The sequence below is a fragment of the Streptomyces sp. CWNU-52B genome (assembly GCF_047444975.1).
In the GTDB taxonomy this organism is placed as follows: Bacteria; Actinomycetota; Actinomycetes; order Streptomycetales; family Streptomycetaceae; genus Streptomyces.
Genome location: NZ_JBLFJV010000019.1, coordinates 171,218 through 188,402 on the forward strand (window position 1 = coordinate 171,218; position 17,185 = coordinate 188,402).

18 protein-coding genes, 1 tRNA gene and 1 pseudogene are annotated in these 17,185 nt (G+C 71.1%); 10 read left to right on the top strand and 10 right to left on the bottom strand.

The annotated features are described in order from the left end of the window. Positions 1-315: 315 nt before the first annotated feature. From ACLVWQ_RS18600 to ACLVWQ_RS18610, 3 genes are all read left to right on the top strand, one after another. Positions 316-398 (top strand) — tRNA-Leu (locus ACLVWQ_RS18600). 198 nt (positions 399-596) lie between these two features. Further along, entirely contained in the window at positions 597-1,772 is a 1,176-nt protein-coding gene (locus ACLVWQ_RS18605) for a 4-hydroxybenzoate 3-monooxygenase (RefSeq protein ID WP_414109968.1), read from the top strand. Positions 1,773-1,974: 202 nt separating this feature from the next. Continuing rightward, on the top strand, positions 1,975-2,874 hold the full coding sequence (locus ACLVWQ_RS18610) for a Bax inhibitor-1/YccA family membrane protein (RefSeq protein ID WP_414109969.1): 900 nt from the start codon (positions 1,975-1,977) through the stop codon (positions 2,872-2,874). Positions 2,875-2,996: 122 nt separating this feature from the next. On the opposite strand, the gene ACLVWQ_RS18615 is transcribed toward ACLVWQ_RS18610, so the two are convergent. After that, positions 2,997-3,227, bottom strand: a complete 231-nt coding sequence (locus ACLVWQ_RS18615) for a DUF4287 domain-containing protein (RefSeq protein WP_414109970.1) — start codon at positions 3,225-3,227, stop codon at positions 2,997-2,999. Between the two features lie 104 nt (positions 3,228-3,331). On the opposite strand from ACLVWQ_RS18615, the gene ACLVWQ_RS18620 reads away from it, so the two are divergent. Then, positions 3,332-3,643, top strand: coding sequence for a hypothetical protein (locus ACLVWQ_RS18620; protein WP_414109971.1), 312 nt, complete (start codon positions 3,332-3,334; stop codon positions 3,641-3,643). A gap of 131 nt (positions 3,644-3,774) precedes the next feature. Here ACLVWQ_RS18620 and ACLVWQ_RS18625 read toward each other — a convergent pair whose 3' ends face one another. The 3 genes from ACLVWQ_RS18625 to ACLVWQ_RS18635 form a co-directional block, all read right to left on the bottom strand. After that, positions 3,775-4,566 (bottom strand): hypothetical protein, encoded by a 792-nt coding sequence (locus tag ACLVWQ_RS18625; protein ID WP_414109972.1) that lies wholly within the window; start codon positions 4,564-4,566, stop codon positions 3,775-3,777. A 319-nt stretch (positions 4,567-4,885) separates the two neighbouring features. Further along, positions 4,886-6,106, bottom strand: coding sequence for an acetyl-CoA C-acetyltransferase (locus ACLVWQ_RS18630; protein ID WP_414109973.1), 1,221 nt, complete (start codon positions 6,104-6,106; stop codon positions 4,886-4,888). Positions 6,107-6,316: 210 nt separating this feature from the next. Continuing rightward, positions 6,317-7,333, bottom strand: a complete 1,017-nt coding sequence (locus ACLVWQ_RS18635; protein ID WP_414109975.1) for an SGNH/GDSL hydrolase family protein — start codon at positions 7,331-7,333, stop codon at positions 6,317-6,319. A gap of 146 nt (positions 7,334-7,479) precedes the next feature. Between ACLVWQ_RS18635 and ACLVWQ_RS18640 the strand changes: the two genes are divergently transcribed. Further along, a complete protein-coding gene (locus tag ACLVWQ_RS18640; RefSeq protein WP_414109976.1) occupies positions 7,480-8,871 on the top strand; it encodes a cystathionine beta-synthase in 1,392 nt (463 codons plus the stop codon). A gap of 452 nt (positions 8,872-9,323) precedes the next feature. Here ACLVWQ_RS18640 and ACLVWQ_RS18645 read toward each other — a convergent pair whose 3' ends face one another. From ACLVWQ_RS18645 to ACLVWQ_RS18655, 3 genes and pseudogenes are all read right to left on the bottom strand, one after another. Next, positions 9,324-9,749 carry a hypothetical protein gene (locus tag ACLVWQ_RS18645; protein WP_414110382.1) on the bottom strand — a complete coding sequence of 142 codons (426 nt, stop codon included), beginning with the start codon at positions 9,747-9,749 and terminating at the stop codon, positions 9,324-9,326. Between the two features lie 116 nt (positions 9,750-9,865). Next, on the bottom strand, positions 9,866-10,066 hold the full coding sequence (locus tag ACLVWQ_RS18650) for a ferredoxin (RefSeq protein WP_414109977.1): 201 nt from the start codon (positions 10,064-10,066) through the stop codon (positions 9,866-9,868). A 94-nt stretch (positions 10,067-10,160) separates the two neighbouring features. After that, positions 10,161-10,571: pseudogene (locus ACLVWQ_RS18655) on the bottom strand (cytochrome P450); the annotation flags it as partial. 24 nt (positions 10,572-10,595) lie between these two features. Between ACLVWQ_RS18655 and ACLVWQ_RS18660 the strand changes: the two are divergent. After that, on the top strand, positions 10,596-10,784 hold the full coding sequence (locus ACLVWQ_RS18660; protein ID WP_414109978.1) for a hypothetical protein: 189 nt from the start codon (positions 10,596-10,598) through the stop codon (positions 10,782-10,784). A 114-nt stretch (positions 10,785-10,898) separates the two neighbouring features. Here the strand turns inward: ACLVWQ_RS18660 and ACLVWQ_RS18665 are convergent, their stop codons facing one another. After that, positions 10,899-11,750 carry an enoyl-CoA hydratase/isomerase family protein gene (locus tag ACLVWQ_RS18665; protein WP_414109980.1) on the bottom strand — a complete coding sequence of 284 codons (852 nt, stop codon included), beginning with the start codon at positions 11,748-11,750 and terminating at the stop codon, positions 10,899-10,901. 42 nt (positions 11,751-11,792) lie between these two features. Between ACLVWQ_RS18665 and ACLVWQ_RS18670 the strand changes: the two genes are divergently transcribed. The 3 genes from ACLVWQ_RS18670 to ACLVWQ_RS18680 all read left to right on the top strand — a co-directional run bounded on the left by ACLVWQ_RS18670 (position 11,793) and on the right by ACLVWQ_RS18680 (position 15,005). Then, the gene (locus tag ACLVWQ_RS18670; protein ID WP_414109982.1) at positions 11,793-12,194 is read left to right on the top strand and encodes a winged helix-turn-helix transcriptional regulator; all 402 of its coding nucleotides are present in this window, start codon (positions 11,793-11,795) and stop codon (positions 12,192-12,194) included. A 304-nt stretch (positions 12,195-12,498) separates the two neighbouring features. Continuing rightward, complete coding sequence (locus ACLVWQ_RS18675; protein WP_414109983.1) at positions 12,499-14,001, top strand: aromatic amino acid ammonia-lyase; 1,503 nt, start codon at positions 12,499-12,501, stop codon at positions 13,999-14,001. A 44-nt stretch (positions 14,002-14,045) separates the two neighbouring features. Further along, the gene (locus tag ACLVWQ_RS18680; protein WP_414109984.1) at positions 14,046-15,005 is read left to right on the top strand and encodes a MurR/RpiR family transcriptional regulator; all 960 of its coding nucleotides are present in this window, start codon (positions 14,046-14,048) and stop codon (positions 15,003-15,005) included. Positions 15,006-15,024: 19 nt separating this feature from the next. On the opposite strand, the gene ACLVWQ_RS18685 is transcribed toward ACLVWQ_RS18680, so the two are convergent. Continuing rightward, the gene (locus ACLVWQ_RS18685) at positions 15,025-15,981 is read right to left on the bottom strand and encodes an NmrA/HSCARG family protein (protein ID WP_414109985.1); all 957 of its coding nucleotides are present in this window, start codon (positions 15,979-15,981) and stop codon (positions 15,025-15,027) included. A 185-nt stretch (positions 15,982-16,166) separates the two neighbouring features. On the opposite strand from ACLVWQ_RS18685, the gene ACLVWQ_RS18690 reads away from it, so the two are divergent. Next, positions 16,167-16,751 carry a hypothetical protein gene (locus ACLVWQ_RS18690; RefSeq protein ID WP_414109986.1) on the top strand — a complete coding sequence of 195 codons (585 nt, stop codon included), beginning with the start codon at positions 16,167-16,169 and terminating at the stop codon, positions 16,749-16,751. Between the two features lie 51 nt (positions 16,752-16,802). On the opposite strand, the gene ACLVWQ_RS18695 is transcribed toward ACLVWQ_RS18690, so the two are convergent. Then, positions 16,803-17,177, bottom strand: coding sequence for a hypothetical protein (locus tag ACLVWQ_RS18695; protein WP_414109988.1), 375 nt, complete (start codon positions 17,175-17,177; stop codon positions 16,803-16,805). Positions 17,178-17,185 lie beyond the last annotated feature (8 nt).

The following is a 17,185-nucleotide window of genomic DNA, read 5'->3' on the forward strand; positions in this document are numbered from 1 at the left end:
CACCCTCTGTTCTGGTTCCGGGGGCAGACTTCGGTTGGACGCCGCGGCGTCCCGTCATACCTGGGGATGACAACCGACCTGAGGGGGAAGAGGCGACGGTTCGTCAGGTTTCGCTCGTTCGGGCGGTGAAATCACGTCATTCCCTGGGCGCCGTCCAGCGTCCGCCGGAAGGCACCTGGCATGTGCTGATGGCGCATACCGTGGGCTGATGCACCCTCAGACGTCAATAAAATAAGACAACATCGGTCCACCCTCCCGCTGTTCGGGGGATCTGTCCCGATAGGCTCGGAACACTCGAAGCGGAGCCCATGGCCTGCCCGGATGGTGGAATGCAGACACGGCGAGCTTAAACCTCGCTGCCCTTCGCGGGCGTACCGGTTCAAGTCCGGTTCCGGGCACCTCCGACATTTCAGCCTCTCCTGGCATATCCCGGTGAAGGGTGCATTCCCCGTCGAGGGACTTTCGATGTGTGGGTGTTGACGGCGTTGACAGTGAGTTCCGTCCGGCGGAGACTCGCGTGCGGGAAATGGTGAATTAAAGTTCACCTGACGAACGATGCGCTCGTCGGAGCCGTGGGAGCGCGAAGGGGCGTGTCGATGCGTACCACCGTCGGGATCATCGGGGCCGGACCGGCCGGACTGCTGTTGGCGAGACTGCTGCACAACGCCGGGATCGACTCCGTCGTACTGGAGAGCAGGGACCGGGCGTACGTGGAGCAGCGGCAGCGCGCCGGGATCCTGGAGCAGGGGACCGTGGACGTGCTGCGGGCCGCCGGCGCCGGTGAGCGCATGGACCGTGAGGGGCTGCGCCACGACGGGATCGAGCTGCGCTTCGCGCGTCGGCGCCACCGGATCGACTTCCCCGCCCTCACCGGGGGGCGGTCCGTGATGGTCTACGCCCAGACCGAGGTGTGCAAGGACCTCATCGCGCTGCAGCTCAAGGAGGGCGGGCCGCTCCTCTTCGGGGCGGAGGCCCTGGCCGTCGAGGGGCCCGGCACCGACAGCCCCCGGGTGCGCTTCCGGCGCGAGGGGCGCGAGGAGGTTCTGGAGTGCTCGTACGTCGTCGGGTGCGACGGTTCCTGGGGTGTGGCCCGCCGGGCGATCCCCGAGGAGCTCACCAGGGTCTTCGAGCGGACCTATCCCTTCGGGTGGCTGGGGATCCTCGCCGATGTGCCCCCGTCGCACGACGAGCTCGTCTACGCCCGTCATGAGCGCGGTTTCGCCCTGCTGTCCATGCGCTCGCCGGTCGTCTCGCGGCTCTACCTCCAGGTGCCCGAGGGCACGGACGCCGAGGCGTGGAGCGACACGGAGATCTGGGACGAGCTGGAGCGGCGGTTCGAGACGGACGACGGGTGGCGGCTGCGGAGGGGAGCCATCACCTCGAAGTCCGTCACGCCCATGCGCAGCCAGGTGCACGAGCCGATGCGGCACGGACGGCTCTTCCTGGCCGGGGACGCCGCCCATATCGTGCCGCCGACCGGCGCCAAGGGGCTGAACCTCGCGGTGGGCGACGTCGTGACCTTCGCGCGGGCCCTGGTGCGGCAGCGGGACACCGGGTCCGGCGACCTGCTCGACTCCTACTCCGAGGACTGCCTGCGGCGGGTGTGGCAGGCCGAGCGGTTCTCGTACGAGATGACGACGATGCTGCACCGCGCGCCCGGCGCGACGCCCTTCGAGGACCGGATCCAGCTCGCGAGGCTGGAGCGGCTGGCCTCCTCGCGCGCCGCCGAGCAGGATCTCGCCGAGGGGTACACGGGCTTCGCCCTGGAGTGAGCCCGGAGTGGACGCCCAGGCGGACACGGGTGGGGGAACCCGGACGGCGTGGGGCGCGTTGTGACTGTGCGGGGAATGCCGGGGTGAGAGCTGGTGTTCCCGGTCACAAGAGGGGAAAGATCCCTCCAGGTACTAGAGGCTTTCTTTTGCCTACCCATTACTCTAGAGCCAAGGCCGCGCAGGGTGGCCATGGAGGAGTGAAATGAGGAGCAGCAACCCGGTCTTCTCGCGACGGGGGTTCAGCCGCGACAACGGCTACGCGGGCTTCAACGCTGCGCCGCAGGCCGGGGGCCCCGCTGTCGGAACGCAGGGGAACCCGTACGCACAGGGCACCCCCAACGCCCCGCAGGGCGGCAACCCGTACGCGCAGAATCCTTACGCTCAGCAGGGCCTTCAGCACGGCGCACCGCCGCAGGCCCCGCCCGCCGCCGGCCGCATGACGATGGACGACGTCGTCGCGCGTACGGCCTTGACGCTCGGTACCGTCACCGTCGGCGCCGTCCTCGCCTGGGTCCTGCTGCCGGTCACGTCGACCAGCTTCGGCCTGGCCATCGGCTCGGCTCTCATCGCGATGGTCTTCGCGCTGGTCCAGGCGTTCAAGCGCAAGGCCTCGCCCCCGCTGATCCTGGCGTACGCCGCCTTCGAGGGCGTGTTCCTCGGCGTGATCAGCGAGATGTACAACAGCAGGTGGTCCGGCGCGCCCTTCCAGGCCGTGCTCGGCACCCTGGCCGTCTCCGGTGCCACCCTGCTGATCTACAGGGCGGGCTGGATCCGCGTCACCGCGCGGTACGCGCGCATCGGTATGGCCATCGCGATCGCCTTCGTGCTGGTCATGGCGGTCAACCTGCTGCTGGTCGTCTTCGGTGTCGCCGATGACGGCGGCCTGCGCAGCATGGGCCCGCTGGGTGCGATCGTCGGCATCCTGGCGATCGTCCTGGGCGCGTTCTTCCTGACGCTCGACTTCAAGCAGATCGAGGACGGCATCGCCTACGGCGCGCCGCGCGACGAGTCCTGGCTGGCCGCGTTCGGCCTGACCATGAGCCTCGTGTGGATCTACCTGGAGATGCTGCGTCTGGTGGCCATTTTCAGCGGCAACGACTAACCGGCCTGATCGCTGGTTCGGCCGGTCTCACGTCGACCGGCCGGCAGAAGACGAAGGGCCCCGCGAACCTCGGTTCGCGGGGCCCTTCGTCCTTGGTGCCCGAGCGGGGGCGAAGGCGTGGCTCAGCGCAGGTTGCGCGCAGCCCTTCTGAGGTCGTACTCGTGGATGATCGCCTTGGCGTGGCCGTACGCGAGGTCGTGCTCGGCGCGGAGCCAGCTGACCTTCTCCTCGAAGCGGAAGAGCGCGGGGCCTTCTTCGACGGTGCGCAGCCAGTCGGAGATCTCACGACCGGTGCAGTGGGGGATGCGGGCGAGCAGATTGCGATGGGTCTCCGCGGAGAAGACTTGGGACATCGGCGCCTCCGGACGCAAAGGGGATGTAAGCCGGTCCTTCACGCCACCGTGCCTGAGGGTTCGGTCGTTGGCAACAGTCCTGGTACGACGCGTAGTCTCGCGGCGTGCTTGATACGACGCCGTTGACCCGTGCAGTGGATCATTTCGCCGACCGGTTGAGGGCCGCGCCGCAGAGCCGGTTGCAGCGGGGTGCCGCCGCCGAGGCGCTGGGTCTGGCCAGGGAGTTGGCACTGCGTGCCCAGCGGCTGGAGGACCCCGAGCAGGCTCCCCGGGAGATGCCGGACGCGGGCATGTTCGCGTCGGCGGACCAGATCACGGTGGCCGCGCACGACCTGGCGCTCGTACTGACGACCGAGGCGGAGCTGGCGGAGGCGCTGGTGCTCGTGCGGGAGGCGCAGAAGCGGGCGGGTGTCTGAGTGCGCCGGCGACCGGGTGCTCCGATGACCGGGTGCGCCGACGTCCGGGCGCACCGGTGGCTGGGTGAATCAGCGGCGGCTGAGCGGACGTACGGCCCTCGGTCGCGTCCGCGGTGGCGCCGGTGTGCTGGCTACAGCGACGCTATGACCCGGTCCGCCAGGACGTAGACGCTCTCCTGGCCGCACTCGAAGGTGAGGGCGTAGGCGCCCGAGACCCCCGAGCCGCCGAGCAGGACCGGCGGGTGGCCGGTGCGCAGGGACTCGGCGAGGCGTTCGGCGGTCTCGCGGTGGCCCGGGGTCATGCAGAGGGTGGTGCCGTCGGTGAAGACGTAGACGTCGAGCGTGCCGAGCGGTCCCGGGCGGACGTCTGCCAACTCCGTGCGCGTGTCGGCCAGTTCCTCCAGGCAGGCGACCGTGCGTTCGTGGTCGTTCACCATGGGGGACTGGACCGGGACGAAGTCCGGGTGCGAGGGGTGACGGCGGCGGGCCGCGGCGAGTTCGGGGGAGTCCCCGGGGAAGTCGTCGGTGTCGGCGGGCGGTTCGGTCACCGGTTCGAGGTGCTCGATGCCCGCGAAGTCCGACTGGCGCGGCAGGTACAGCTCGCTGTCGGGCAGGCCGAGCAGGGTCGGTGCGTCACCGGCGTCGCGCGCTTCCTGGGCGGCCCAGAACGCGCGGGCCTCGGCGAGTTCGCGCTCGCGCTCCTCGGCGAGGGCCTCGGCCACGGCGGTGCGTATCTCGTCGGTGTCCGTGGCTCCGCGGGCGGCCGGTACGAGGCCGTGCGGGGCCGCGGCGCGGCTCTCGGTGAGTTCGGTGTGCAGGGCCGCCACCTGTCGGCGCAGCGCAAACAGGGTGCGCAGAACGGCGACGCCCACGGCCGTGGTGGTGGCTGTGGCGAGCAGCAGAGCGAGAAACGTGGTGCTCACTGACGTACTCCCGGTTCAAAGTCGACCCCCGACTTCCTACATCAGCTTGAAGGGTGGACTAACCAGCCGGCAGTGCGTAACGTCACGAAACGGACAGGACTTTAGCCCCGAAGTGTCCCTGCGTGGTGGTGCTGACCTGCGCGAATCCCGCTCCGGAGGGACTTAGGTCACATCCTGGGGGAGATTCGATCACAAAACGACCCAGAGCCTCGCCGAGGGGGAGGCTCCGGGTCGTTTCGCTCACGCTGTGTTCAAGTCCGGTTACGGGGGCCGCGCTTCGGGTCGACGGCTCGGGCCGGGCCGGGCCGGACGGAAGGCCCTAGCTCAGGCGCTCGATGACCATGGCCATGCCCTGGCCGCCGCCCACGCACATCGTCTCCAGGCCGAACTGCTTGTCGTGGAACTGGAGCGAGTTGATCAGGGTGCCGGTGATGCGGGCGCCGGTCATGCCGAAGGGGTGGCCGACGGCGATCGCGCCGCCGTTCACGTTCAGCTTGTCCAGCGGGATGTCCAGGTCGCGGTAGGAGGGGATCACCTGGGCGGCGAACGCCTCGTTGATCTCGAACAGGTCGATGTCGCCGACGCCCAGACCGGCGCGGGAGAGGGCCTGCTTCGACGCCTCCACCGGGCCGAGGCCCATGATCTCGGGGGAGAGGCCGGTGACACCGGTCGAGACGATCCGCGCCAGCGGGGTCAGACCCAGCTCGCGGGCCTTCGTGTCGGACGTGATCACGAGGGCGGCGGCGCCGTCGTTGAGCGGGCAGCAGTTGGCCGCCGTGACCATGCCGTCGGGGCGGAAGACGGGCTTGAGGCCCTGGACGCCGTCCAGCGTGACGCCGGCGCGCGGGCCGTCGTCCTTGCTGACGACCGTGCCGTCCGGAGTGGTGACCGGGGTGATCTCGCGCTCCCAGAAGCCGTTCTTGATGGCTTCCTCGGCGAGATTCTGCGAGCGGACGCCGAACTCGTCCATGTCCTGGCGGGTGACGCCCTTGATCCGGGCGAGGTTCTCCGCGGTCTGGCCCATCGCGATGTACGCGTCCGGTACGAGGCCGTCCTCGCGCGGGTCGTGCCAGGACGCGCCCTCGCTCGCGGCGACCTCGGCGGTGCGGGCCTCCGCCTCGGCGAAGAGCGGGTTGCGGGTGTCCGGGAGGCTGTCGGAGTTGCCCTTGGTGAAGCGGGAGACCAGCTCGACGCCGGCCGAGATGAAGACGTCGCCCTCACCGGCCTTGATGGCGTGCAGCGCCATGCGGGTCGTCTGGAGCGAGGAGGAACAGTAGCGGGTGATCGTGCAGCCGGGGAGGTGGTCCATCCCCATCTGTACGGCCACGATGCGGCCGAGGTTGTTGCCCTGCTCGCCGCCGGGGAGGCCGCAGCCGAGCATCAGGTCCTCGATGTCCTTCGGGTCGAGCTCCGGGACCTTGGCGAGGGCCGCCTGGATGATCGTGGCGGTGAGGTCGTCGGGGCGCAGGTCCTTGAGAGAGCCCTTGAACGCGCGGCCGATGGGGGAGCGGGCGGTCGAGACGATCACGGCTTCGGGCATCTTCGGCTCCATTGGCGTCGCGGGCGATGTAGGCGGACCGGGCGGACCTGCTTGGGAAGCTACCCGTAGGTAGGGGCGAGGTCACGGGTGAGGGCGTGTGACGCGGGCCGCACTTTCCAAGCGCTTGCTTTTTTGGGATACCCCGGGGCGCGGGGAATTGCGCAACGGGGGTTCGGGAGCGGAGCCCCCGAGGCGGTGACGGGAGCCGGGTCAGGTGGTCGTCGGGGTCGGGTCCGTCGCCGGGACCCGCTGGCGGCGGCGCCGCTTCAGGAGCGCCCACGGCCCCCGCGGCCCCGTGGGCATCGCCGCGGTGACCTCCGTACCCGGCTCCGACGCCGCCTCCGCCGCGGCCCGCGCCACCGGCAGGAACCCCTCCCGGCGGGAGACGTCCGGCCGCTCCTCGTCGGTGGGCCACAGCGCCAGCGCGGCACAGACCGTGGGCAGTATCGCCATCGCCGCCGTCGCGTACCCCTCCGCCGAGGGGTGGTAGCTGTCGGGGCCGAACAGTTCCCGCGGATTCTGCTCGAACTCGGGCCCCAGCAGGTCGCCCAGCGACACCGTCCGTCCGCCCTGCTCGACCGTGCCGATCGTCTGCGCGGCCGCCAGCTGCCGTGAGGCGCGCCGCGCGATCCACCGCAGCGGCCGGTGGACGGGCTCGATGGTGCCCAGGTCGGGACAGGTGCCGACGACCACCTCCGCACCCGCGGTACGCAGCCGGCGTACCGCTGCCGACAGGTGCCGGACCGACCGGGTCGCCGGCATCCGGTGCGTCACGTCGTTCGCGCCGATCATGATCACGCATACCTCGGGCACCCCGTCCGGGTTCCCGAGCGCCAGGACGACCTGGCGGTCCAGATCGTCCGACTGGGCGCCGGGCAGCGCCACGTTCCGCAACCGCACCGGCCGCTCCGACACCGCCGCGAGCCCGGACGCGAGCAGCGCCCCCGGGGTCTGCCTGGCCCGGTGCACGCCCTGCCCCGCCGCCGTCGAGTCGCCGAGCATCGTCAGGCGCAGCGGTTCCCCCGGACCGGCGTACGCGTAGCCGTACAGTCCGTCCGCGCTCGGTGGATGAGGGCTCTGCCCGTGGCCCACCTGCCGTTTCGCCAGCTGCACCTCGGCCAGCACCACACCGACCGCCGCCGCGCCCAGCAGCCCGATCCCGCCGCCGCCGTACGCCGCGCCCGCCGCGATCCGCCGTGCCACCCTCGCCCTCGACAAGCTCGACATGCGAAGCCGCCACCTCCTTCTAGCCCGTACACCCACTGCATGCCCCGTACAGACCGTCGGTCAATCTCAACGCAGTGTGAACGCCCAGGCGGGGCTTAGGCTGACGGAACCACCCCGACCATTTCTTTTCAGCTCCGGAGACAACGGTGCAATTCCACGACTCGATGATCAGTCTCGTCGGCAACACCCCGCTGGTGAGGCTCAACAGCGTGACCGCCGACATCCAGGCGACCGTCCTCGCGAAGGTCGAGTACTTCAACCCCGGCGGCTCCGTGAAGGACCGCATCGCCCTGCGCATGATCGAGGCCGCCGAGAAGAGCGGCGAGCTCCGGCCGGGCGGCACGATTGTCGAGCCGACCAGCGGCAACACCGGTGTGGGCCTGGCCATCGTGGCCCAGACCAAGGGATACAAGTGCATCTTCGTGTGCCCCGACAAGGTGAGCACCGACAAGATCAACGTGCTGCGCGCGTACGGCGCCGAGGTCGTCGTCTGCCCGACCGCGGTCGACCCCGGGCACCCCGACTCGTACTACAACGTGTCCGACCGGCTGGTCCGCGAGACGCCCGGAGCCTGGAAGCCCGACCAGTACTCCAACCCCGACAATCCCGCCTCGCACTATCACTCCACCGGCCCTGAGCTGTGGGAGCAGACGGAGGGGCGCATCACCCACTTCGTGACGGGGGTGGGGACCGGCGGCACCATCTCCGGGACCGGGCGGTACCTCAAGGACGCCAGCGACGGGAAGGTGCGGGTCGTCGGCGCCGACCCCGAGGGGTCCGTCTACTCGGGCGGCTCCGGGCGCCCGTACCTCGTCGAGGGCGTCGGTGAGGACTTCTGGCCGACCGCGTACGACCGGACCGTCGCCGACGAGATCGTCGCCGTGTCCGACAAGGACTCCTTCCAGATGACGCGGCGGCTGGCCAAGGAGGAGGGCCTGCTCGTCGGCGGTTCCTGCGGCATGGCCGTCGTGGCCGCGCTGCGGGTCGCCGCGCGGCTGGGCCCGGACGACGTGGTCGTCGTCCTGCTGCCGGACAGCGGCCGCGGTTACCTCAGCAAGATCTTCAACGACGAGTGGATGGCGGACTACGGGTTCCTGGAGGACGAGGGGCCCAGCGCCCGGGTCGGCGACGTCCTGAGTGACAAGGTCCACGGGGCCATCCCCTCCCTCGTCCACATGCACCCGGACGAGACGGTCGGCGAGGCGATCGAGGTGCTGCGCGAGTACGGCGTCTCGCAGATGCCCATCGTGAAGCCGGGCGCCGGACACCCGGACGTGATGGCCGCCGAGGTCGTGGGCTCCGTGGCCGAGCGGGAACTGCTCGACGCGCTGTTCACCCAGCGTGCCTCGCTGACCGACCCGCTGGAGAAGCACATGTCGGCGCCGCTGCCGCAGGTCGGCTCCGGTGAGCCGGTGGGCGACCTGATGACGGTGCTCGGTGCCGCCGACGCCGCGATCGTCCTCGTCGAGGGCAAGCCGGTCGGGGTCGTCAGCCGGCAGGACCTGCTGTCCTTCCTCGCCAAGGGCGGACGGCAGTAGGAGGACGGCAGCAGGCGCACGGCTGACAGCGCACGGCTGACAGCGGGCGGCGGACAGTGGGACGTCCGGTGAACCGCTCGCGCCGGAGAGGAACTTGCGGCGGGAGCGCCCGCGGCGGCGGAACTTCGTGGAAGTGGTACGAGCGCGTCACGTCCGCGCAGCACACGCTTAACACGCGTCGGGCACATTGGTGGATGTCGGCAAGGGCGGGAGCGGCTCCCCGCCCCGGCCGGCACCCAAACGGCGCCAAGGACCTCCGGAGCGGCTCCCGGACCTCCATGGACGCCAATGGACGCGCAGCCCGGCCCTGACCCGGCTCGCGTCCCTCGCGGGGACCGCCGTCGTCCCGCCCCCCGGCAACGGGGGTGCGGCGGTCCCCGCGCAAGCTTCACGAAGGGCCCGGTACCGATCAGGCGATCAGGTACCGGGCCCTTCGGTGTTCCTGCTCCCCGTCACCCTTCCCAGTCCGAGTCCCGCTTGCCCCTGCGTCCGCCGAAGAAGTTCGGCGAGAGGCGCGCGGCCTGGACCACGTTGACCCCCACGATGCCCGCCCAGGCGGTCAGCAGGCCGGGCAGGTGGGCGACTCCGCCGCCGATGGCGGACAGCGGGATCGCGAGGACGAGGGAGACGATTCCGAAGCCGAAACGTTCCCCCCAGGAGTCCGGGGACCCCTGCGGGGAGCGCGCGTCCCGGGCCACCACCATCTGCTGTTCCGCGAACTGCCGACGCACCCGGCGGTCGACGGCACCGTCCAGGCGCTGCTCGACCTTCTCCAGGAACGAGTCGATCAGCGCGGACTCGTACTCCTCGCCCAGTTCCTTGCGCGCGTGCAAGGTGGCGTCGAGTTCCTTCTTGAGTTCGGCGTCGCGAGCTTCCATACCCGTCATGGCATCCACGGTAGGGAGCCGGAGGCGGCTTGGCACGGGGGTTAGCCCCCCTGTCCGGGCCGGTCGGTCGGTCGGTGGGTGGGTCGGTGGGCCGGCCGGCCCGCGGGCTACCGGGGAGGCGTGAGCCTGATGGCGGCGGCCGGGCAGACCGCGGCGGCCTCACCGACCGCGGTGTGCTGTTCCTCCGGGGGCGCCGCGTCCAGCAGGACCACGATGCCGTCCTCGTCCCGCTGGTCGAACACCTCCGGGGCGATCAGGACGCACTGGCCCGCGCCGCAGCACTTGTCTTCGTCGACGGTGACGTTCATGCGCGTTCTCCCTCGGTGGGGGCGGGGGTCGGCCGAAGTGACCGATGGGGCCGATGTGGCCGACGGGTGGTCGCGGTGGGGCGCCGGAGCGGGGTCACCACCGGACGGGGACGGTACGCAGACCGCCGACGAGGAGTCCTTCCACCCGGCTCAGCTCCGCCACGGGCACGGCCAGTTCGAGGCCGGGCAGCCTGCGCAGCAGCACCTCCAGCACGACCTGGAGTTCGGTACGGGCCAGGGCCTGGCCGAGGCAGGAGTGGGGTCCGGCGCCGAAGACGAGATGCGGATTGGGGCTGCGGCCCAGATCCATCTCCTCGGCGTCGGCGAAGACGTCCTCGTCGCGGTTGCCCGCGGGCATGCTGCAGATCACGGTGGTGCCGCCCGGCACGGTCCGGCCGCCGATCTCGGCGTCCTCGGTGAGAAAGCGGCGCAGCCCGAACCCGAGGTTGGTGTCGAAGCGGAGCGCCTCTTCGACGGCGGTACGCACCAGGGAGGGGTCGGCGAGCGGACCCTCGACCCCGACGGCGGCGTGGCCAGGAAGTTCCGCATCACCCGGAAGGGCACCGACGCGCTCGGGGCGGATCGCGTGAGGGTCGTCGACGGTCTGGCCGAAGTGGTCACCGACTGGTCGCCGGAGCGCCTGGAGCGCTTCATCGCGGACCTTCAGCAGTTCAACAAGGACATCGAACGACTCACCGGGCGCCCCTGGCCGCGCTGACCACGGGCCAGGCCTGGTCGCGCCCGGCCTTCTCGTGTTCGATCGCCGGATCGACGTACTTCGGTGCGGGCGGTGCAGAGCCGCTTTCTCAGTCCACCCGTGCAGGGTGACTCGTTACGAATGTCGGACGAGGTTCGCGCGCAGCACCTCTTCGAGGTTCAACTCCACCTCGCGCGTCTGGACCCCGGCTGCGAGTGCTGCCCGGGCAAGTTCTCCGGACGCGGGCGTGAACGTTTCGCCGAGCAGGCGGTCTTCCGCGCGCAGTGCGTCCTCGAGCGTGCTGTCGGCCGCGTCGATTGCTTCGGTGGCCGCGGCGCGGACACCGTCGGGCAGCGTCGCGATGGTCCGTGCGACCCACTCGACATATTCGTCCAGTTCCGCGGCGGGCAGAGCTCGGTTCACCCATCCCCACCGCTCGGCGGTCGCCGCGTCGACGAGCCCGCCTGTCAGCACGATCTCGAGAGCGCGAGCGCGACCCACGAGGCGGGGCAGGTGGGCCGTCGCACCGGCTCCGGGCACGATGCCCATCAGCGTCTCGAACTGGCCGAACGCCGCGGTCTCGAGGGCCGCGAAGCGCAGATCCAGGCTGGAGACCAGCTCGGATCCACCGCCGCGGGTGAGTCCCGCGACTTTGGCGATGGTGGTCTGAGGCAGACGCCGCCAGCGTTCATGGAGCCGCATCATCGGGCCCGTCCCGACAAGCGTCCCCTCCGCGATCGGGAGAGCGGCGTAGGTCGCGGGGTCTTCCACGAATGACAGATCGCCGTGTGCCAGGAAGAACTCCGGATTGGCGCTCTGGACCACGATGACGTGCAGATCGGGATCATTCTCGGCCGATGCGGCGACGGCGTCCAGGTCGAGCATGAGCTGCGCCGTCATCAGGTTGACGGGCGGAACGTCGATCGAGACCCAGAGCACTCCGTCCTGGCGCTTGACGTCGAGGCTGGGCAGGGGCTGTTCGGTCATGAGATTCCTTTGGGCTGAAGGTATCTCTGGTATACCTGGTGCGTGAAAGGTACTTCAACGAAACCTGGTATCCGCGAGGATCCGGCCGGTCACGAGACCATCGTCGGCCCGCAGCGTGAGCTCCTGGATCAGCTGCTGGACAAGTGGGGTCAACTGCTGCTGGCCGCGTTGTGCCATCAGCCGCGACGCTTCAACGAGCTCAAGAGAGAGCTCGACGGGGTCACTCAGAAATCGCTGACGCAGGCACTGCGACGGTTGGAGCGCAACGGCCTCGTCGAGCGCCGGGTGCTGACGCAACGCCCCGTTGCTGTGGAGTACCGGATCACGCCGCTGGGTCGCACGCTTGAGGAGCCCTTCTCGATCCTGCGCGACTGGACCGCCGACCATCTCGCCGAAGTCGAACGACACAGGGCTGCATTTGACGAAGGCGCGGACACCCCTTAACCGGCGGCTCGCGTCAGCAGTCGAAGCGATCGGCGTCTTGGCCGCCGCGGCACGCCTCGCGCGGGCGGGCCGCGAACTTCGGTGGGGTCGAGACGATCCTCGCCGGCCGGTCCGGTTCCTGGCCGACCGCACCCGATCACGAGCACCCCTTGCCGTGGCTGCATATTGTCATGCAGAGTTCTCTGTACTTGAATAGCTCACCTACGGCGTGGTGCTGATCGCGGGATTCCGCGCGGCTGTCGGGCGGGTCCCGGTGCCCTGATCGAGGGGAGTTCTGGCTGTGTCACCTCTGTCGTCCTGGGAAGTGGACACGTCGAATGCCGTGACGGGCGGCCTCGTGGTGCTGGACGGTTACAGCACCGGCGTCGCCGACGTCGTACGCCTGGCCGACGGGTCCGCGCGGCCCGTCCCCGGCAGCGAGGCGATGAAGCGGGTCGAGGAGTCCTGGGACGCGGCCCGGCGGATCGCCGCCACCGGCCGGGTGTACGGCCGCTCCACCGGAGTCGGCGCCAACAGGAACGAGGACGTGCCCACCGAGGCGGCCGCCGAACACGGGCTGCGCCTGCTGCGCAGCCACGCCGGGGCCATCGGCGCGGAGCTGCCCGCACGGGAGGTCCGGGCGATGCTCGCCGTGCGCGCCAACCAGCTTCTCGCGGGCGGCGCGGGCCTGCGCCCCACCGTCGTCACGGCGCTGTGCGAGGCGCTGGAGAGCGGCGCGTACCCCGTCGTGAACGAGTTCGGCTCGGTCGGGACCGGCGACATCGCGGCCCTGGCACAGGTGGGCCTGGCGCTGGCGGGGGAGCACCCCTGGCGAGGCGCGGGCACGGAGGGCGCGCCCGAGCCCCAGCCGCTCGACAACAACGACGCCCTCGCGCTCATCAGCAGCAACGCCCTCACCCTCGGCCAGTCGGCCCTCGCGCTGCACGAACTGCGGGGCCTCATCGGGGCCACGCAGGTCGTCGCCGCCCTCTCGCTGGTCGCGGTGGACGGCTCGCACGAGGCGTACGCGGCGCCCGTGCACGCCGCCCGGCCGCACCGCGGATCGACCGAGGTGGCCCGGCGGATGCGGCAGCTCGTCGGCGCCGCCGACCATCCGACACCGCCCCTCGGACGGCTCCAGGACCCGTACGGCTTCCGGTGCCTGCCCCAGATCCACGGCCCCGCCCACGACGCGGCCGACGCGCTGGAGGAGGTCATCGCCGTCGAGATCAACGCGGCCGCCGAGAACCCGCTGATCTGCGCCGCCGACATGGCCGCCTACCACCACGGCGGCTTCTACCAGGCCCAGCTCGCCCTGGCCCTCGACCACTTCAGGCTCGCCCTCACCCAGGTGGCACGCCTGTCGACGTCACGTCTGTCGACCCTCAACGAACCCTCCTACACCCGGCTGCGCCCCTTCCTCGCCGACCACGAGCCCGCCTCGTCCGGCGTGATGATCCTGGAGTACGCCGCCGGTGCCGCCCTCGGTGATCTGCGCGCCTTCTCCGCGCCCGCCTCGCTCGGCCACGCCGTACTCTCCCGGGGAGTCGAGGAGCAGGCGAGCTTCGCCTCGCTCGCCGCACGCCAGACCCTGCGCGCGTGCGACGCGTACCGCCTCGTGATCGGCTGCGAACTTGTCGCCGCCGTACGGGCGTTGCGTCAGCGCGAGCTGCGTCCCGACCCGGAGCTGCCGGTCGGCAGGGCGCTGGAGATCGCCGAGACGGTGCTCGACGCGGACCCGACCGACCGTCCGCTCACCGACGACGTGACGGCGGCGGCCGCACTGCTCGACCGGTTCACGGACATCTGGGGAGAGACCACGGCATGAGCGTGGACGGGCACACGAGCGTGAATATGGGCATGGACAGGGACATGGACGTGAACAGGGGCGTGGGCAGCGGCGTGGACGTGGATGGGAACGGGAACGGGGCCGGGACCGTGGGTGCGGAGGAGGAGGCGGACGCGGTGGACACGGTGGGCACGGTGGGCTCCGGAGTGGGTGAGGCGCCCGCCGGGCGTCTGCAGTCGCTCTTCGAGGGGCACCGGCTGACCCCCACCCAGCGGCGCATCGCCCACTGCATGGTGCGCAGGGCCGCCGACGTGCCGTTCCTGTCGAGCGTGGAGCTCGCCGAACTCGCCGGTGTCAGCCAGCCCTCCGTCACCCGCTTCGCCGTCGCCCTCGGCTTCGACGGCTACCCTGCGCTGCGCAAGCACCTGCGTGAGGTCGCACCGGCCGAACCCACGGCGGACACCGGCTCGTACAACGAGTACCAGCAGGCCGTCGAGGCCGAGATCGAGAACCTGCGCCATCTCGCCTCCGTACTGGCCGACCCGCGTCCCGTCGAGCGGGCGGGCCGGCTCCTCGCCGCCTCGCGCCCCCTGCCGGTGCTCGGGCTGCGCGCGGCCGCGGCCCAGGCGTACGGCTTCGCGTACTTCGCGGCCAAGGTCCATCCGGACGTACGCCTGCTGGACGAGGGCGGCACGATGGCGTACGACCGGATCGACGCGGCGGTACGGGCCGGGGCGAGCACCCTGCTGTGCTTCGCGCTGCCCCGCCACCCGCGGGAGGTCGTGGACACCCTCGCCCACGCGAAGGAGGCCGGGCTGACCGTCGTCACCGTCGCGGACTCCGCGTTCGCGCCGGTCGCCAAGGTGTCCGACCTGCTGCTGCCCGCCGCGGTCGGGACGGGGCTCGCCTTCGACACCGCCTGCGCGCCGATGCTGCTGGGGCGGGTGCTGCTGGAGGCGATGTGCGACGGACTGCCGGACGCCCAGGCGCGCCTGGAGGAGTTCGACGCGCGGGCCGCCGCACGCGGGCTGTTCGTGGACTGACGGTGTGGCCGGGACTCGTTCAGCGCCGAGCGGTGTCCGGGTCCGCGGAACGCAGCGCCTCGGCGAGGGGGTCCGCGCCGGGGCCCGCCAGCCACTGGTCGAGGCGCAGCAGGAAGGGGAACTCCGCGCGCACCGCGTCGAGGTCGGCGTTCTCTCCCATCCTGCCGTCGTCGACGAGTGCCGCCAGCTTGCCGAGGACCTCGTCCTGGCCCGGCAGCGTCGTCGGCAGGCGGCTGTAACCGATCGGCCGGCCGGCGGCCCGGGGCAGCCGCTCGGCCAGGGCCTCGCCGGTCAGCGCGTCACCGGCCACGGCCAAGGTGCGGCCGACGTGACGGTCGGGTGAGCCGAGGACCGCGGCGACGACACGGCCGATGTCGCGTACCGCGATGAACTGCATGGTCTGGTCGGGGCGCATCAGGAAGGACAGGTGCCCCTGGGCGAGGCTCCGGGCGAGGCCCATCTCGGGGGTCACCAGGAGCTCCATGAACGCGGCCGGCCGAACGACGGTGGCGGCGATGTCCAGATTCCGTAGGTGGGCCTCGATATGGCTCTTGGTGTCGAGATGGGCGACGCCCGTCGTCGAGCCCGCGGTGCCCGCCGAGCTGTAGACGAGGTGGGCGACGCCGGACTGCTCGGCGATGTCGGCAACCGCCGTGCCGAAGCGGACCTCGTCCTCATCGGTCACCTCGGCGCCGGCCTGGCCGGAGTTCGGCTGGACGCTGAAGACACCGTGGGCGCCGGAGAAGGCGGCGCGCAGCGACTCGGGATCCCCGAGGTCACCGCGGACGGTCTCGACGCCGGTGGCGGAGAGGGACCGGGCCCGGTGGCCGGACGGATCGCGCACGACCGCCCCCGCCCTCCAGCCGTCGGCCCGCAGCGCGGCGGCGACCGACCCTCCCTGCTGTCCGGTGGCGCCCAGGACGACGACGGTCCTGTCGGCGGTGTCGGTCCTGTCGGTCCTGTCGGTGGTGGTCATGCCGCTCCAGAGTTCGTGAGGGGTGGCTCGCGCCGGTGTCCGCCACGCTAAAACCTCACGCCGACGTCAGGTGCAAGTGCACGGTGGGGTCGGGTCTTTGGAAATTTCTCAGATTTGTCTCACCTTCGGCCGCTAATCTGCCCGCCACAACAGGCGTCTGGACAGGACTGGACAGGAGGCGGATCGTGGCGCGCGGAGGGCAGGGACTGGCTCGGGTGGCCGTCGTCGTACGGGCCGGAGCGGCACCGCTGGGATGGCTCGGGGTCGTCGCGGCGGGCGTGGGCGTACTGGTACCCGGGCTCACGGGACGGCGGATCGGGGTGCTCGCGGGAGCCGCGCTCTTCCTGATCACGGTGGCGGCCGTTCCGCTGGTACGCCGGAAGCGGTACGTGGCGCTCGCCCGGGGCGCCGCCCGCGCGGGCAAGCACGACGTGCTCCAGGACCGGGCCGTGTCCGTACGGAACTGGCGCCGGGGGCACCGGTGGTGGGTGCTGCTCGCCTTCGCCGCGGCACTGGGGTCGGCGTTCGCCGTGCCGGCCGCCGGCGGGATGCTGCTCGTCGGTGCCGGAGTGGGGCTCCGTCTCAAAGCGGCCTGGATCGGACGGCTCGAACGGGCCGCCGAGTCGCTGCTGTGGGTCCGTGTCGACTGGCTCGGCCGTGGCGCGGGCGTTCCGGCGGGCAAGCGCGTCAAGGGCTACCGCGCCACCGGTATCGCCGCGGGCGACGCCGCGCCCGGTGGGGCGCGGCGTCGGGGCGGGGTCCTGGTCTGAGTCCCCCTCGGACCGATGCGGACCGGTGCGGACCGGTGCGGCCGCTGTCTCTCAGACCTCCAGGTCGCCCTCGATCCTCTTCAACTGGTGGCGCGCCATCGCCAGGTTGGCGCGCTTGGAGTCGAGCACGAGGTAGAGGAAGAGCCCGTTGCCGCCGCGGCCCTTGATCAGCCGCAGCAGGTGGTACTGGTCGGACAGCGTGATCAGGATGTCCTCGATCTCCGCCTTCAGGCCCAGGTGCTCCATCGTGCGGATCTTGGCGCGGACGACGTCGGTGTTGCCGGCCGCCGCCACCGTGAGGTCGAAGTTCTTGCTGCCGCCGATGGTGCCCAGCGCCATACCGCTGGTGTAGTCGACGAGAGCGGCTCCGGTCGCACCCTCGATGGCGGCCAGGGCCTCTTTCAGTGCGGTTTCGGTGTTGGCCATGGTGGTGT

Coding starts and splice junctions, on each gene's coding strand:
- ACLVWQ_RS18650 (WP_414109977.1), bottom strand. CDS start 10,066: ATGAACGTCACCGTCGACGAAGACAAGTGCTGCGGCGCGGGCCAGTGC.
- ACLVWQ_RS18630 (WP_414109973.1), bottom strand. CDS start 6,106: ATGCCCGAAGCCGTGATCGTCTCGACCGCCCGCTCCCCCATCGGCCGC.
- ACLVWQ_RS18605 (WP_414109968.1), top strand. CDS start 597: ATGCGTACCACCGTCGGGATCATCGGGGCCGGACCGGCCGGACTGCTG.
- ACLVWQ_RS18685 (WP_414109985.1), bottom strand. CDS start 15,981: ATGACCACCACCGACAGGACCGACAGGACCGACACCGCCGACAGGACC.
- ACLVWQ_RS18645 (WP_414110382.1), bottom strand. CDS start 9,749: ATGGAAGCTCGCGACGCCGAACTCAAGAAGGAACTCGACGCCACCTTG.
- ACLVWQ_RS18615 (WP_414109970.1), bottom strand. CDS start 3,227: ATGTCCCAAGTCTTCTCCGCGGAGACCCATCGCAATCTGCTCGCCCGC.
- ACLVWQ_RS18635 (WP_414109975.1), bottom strand. CDS start 7,333: ATGTCGAGCTTGTCGAGGGCGAGGGTGGCACGGCGGATCGCGGCGGGC.
- ACLVWQ_RS18695 (WP_414109988.1), bottom strand. CDS start 17,177: ATGGCCAACACCGAAACCGCACTGAAAGAGGCCCTGGCCGCCATCGAG.
- ACLVWQ_RS18665 (WP_414109980.1), bottom strand. CDS start 11,750: ATGACCGAACAGCCCCTGCCCAGCCTCGACGTCAAGCGCCAGGACGGA.
- ACLVWQ_RS18610 (WP_414109969.1), top strand. CDS start 1,975: ATGAGGAGCAGCAACCCGGTCTTCTCGCGACGGGGGTTCAGCCGCGAC.
- ACLVWQ_RS18680 (WP_414109984.1), top strand. CDS start 14,046: ATGGACGTGAACAGGGGCGTGGGCAGCGGCGTGGACGTGGATGGGAAC.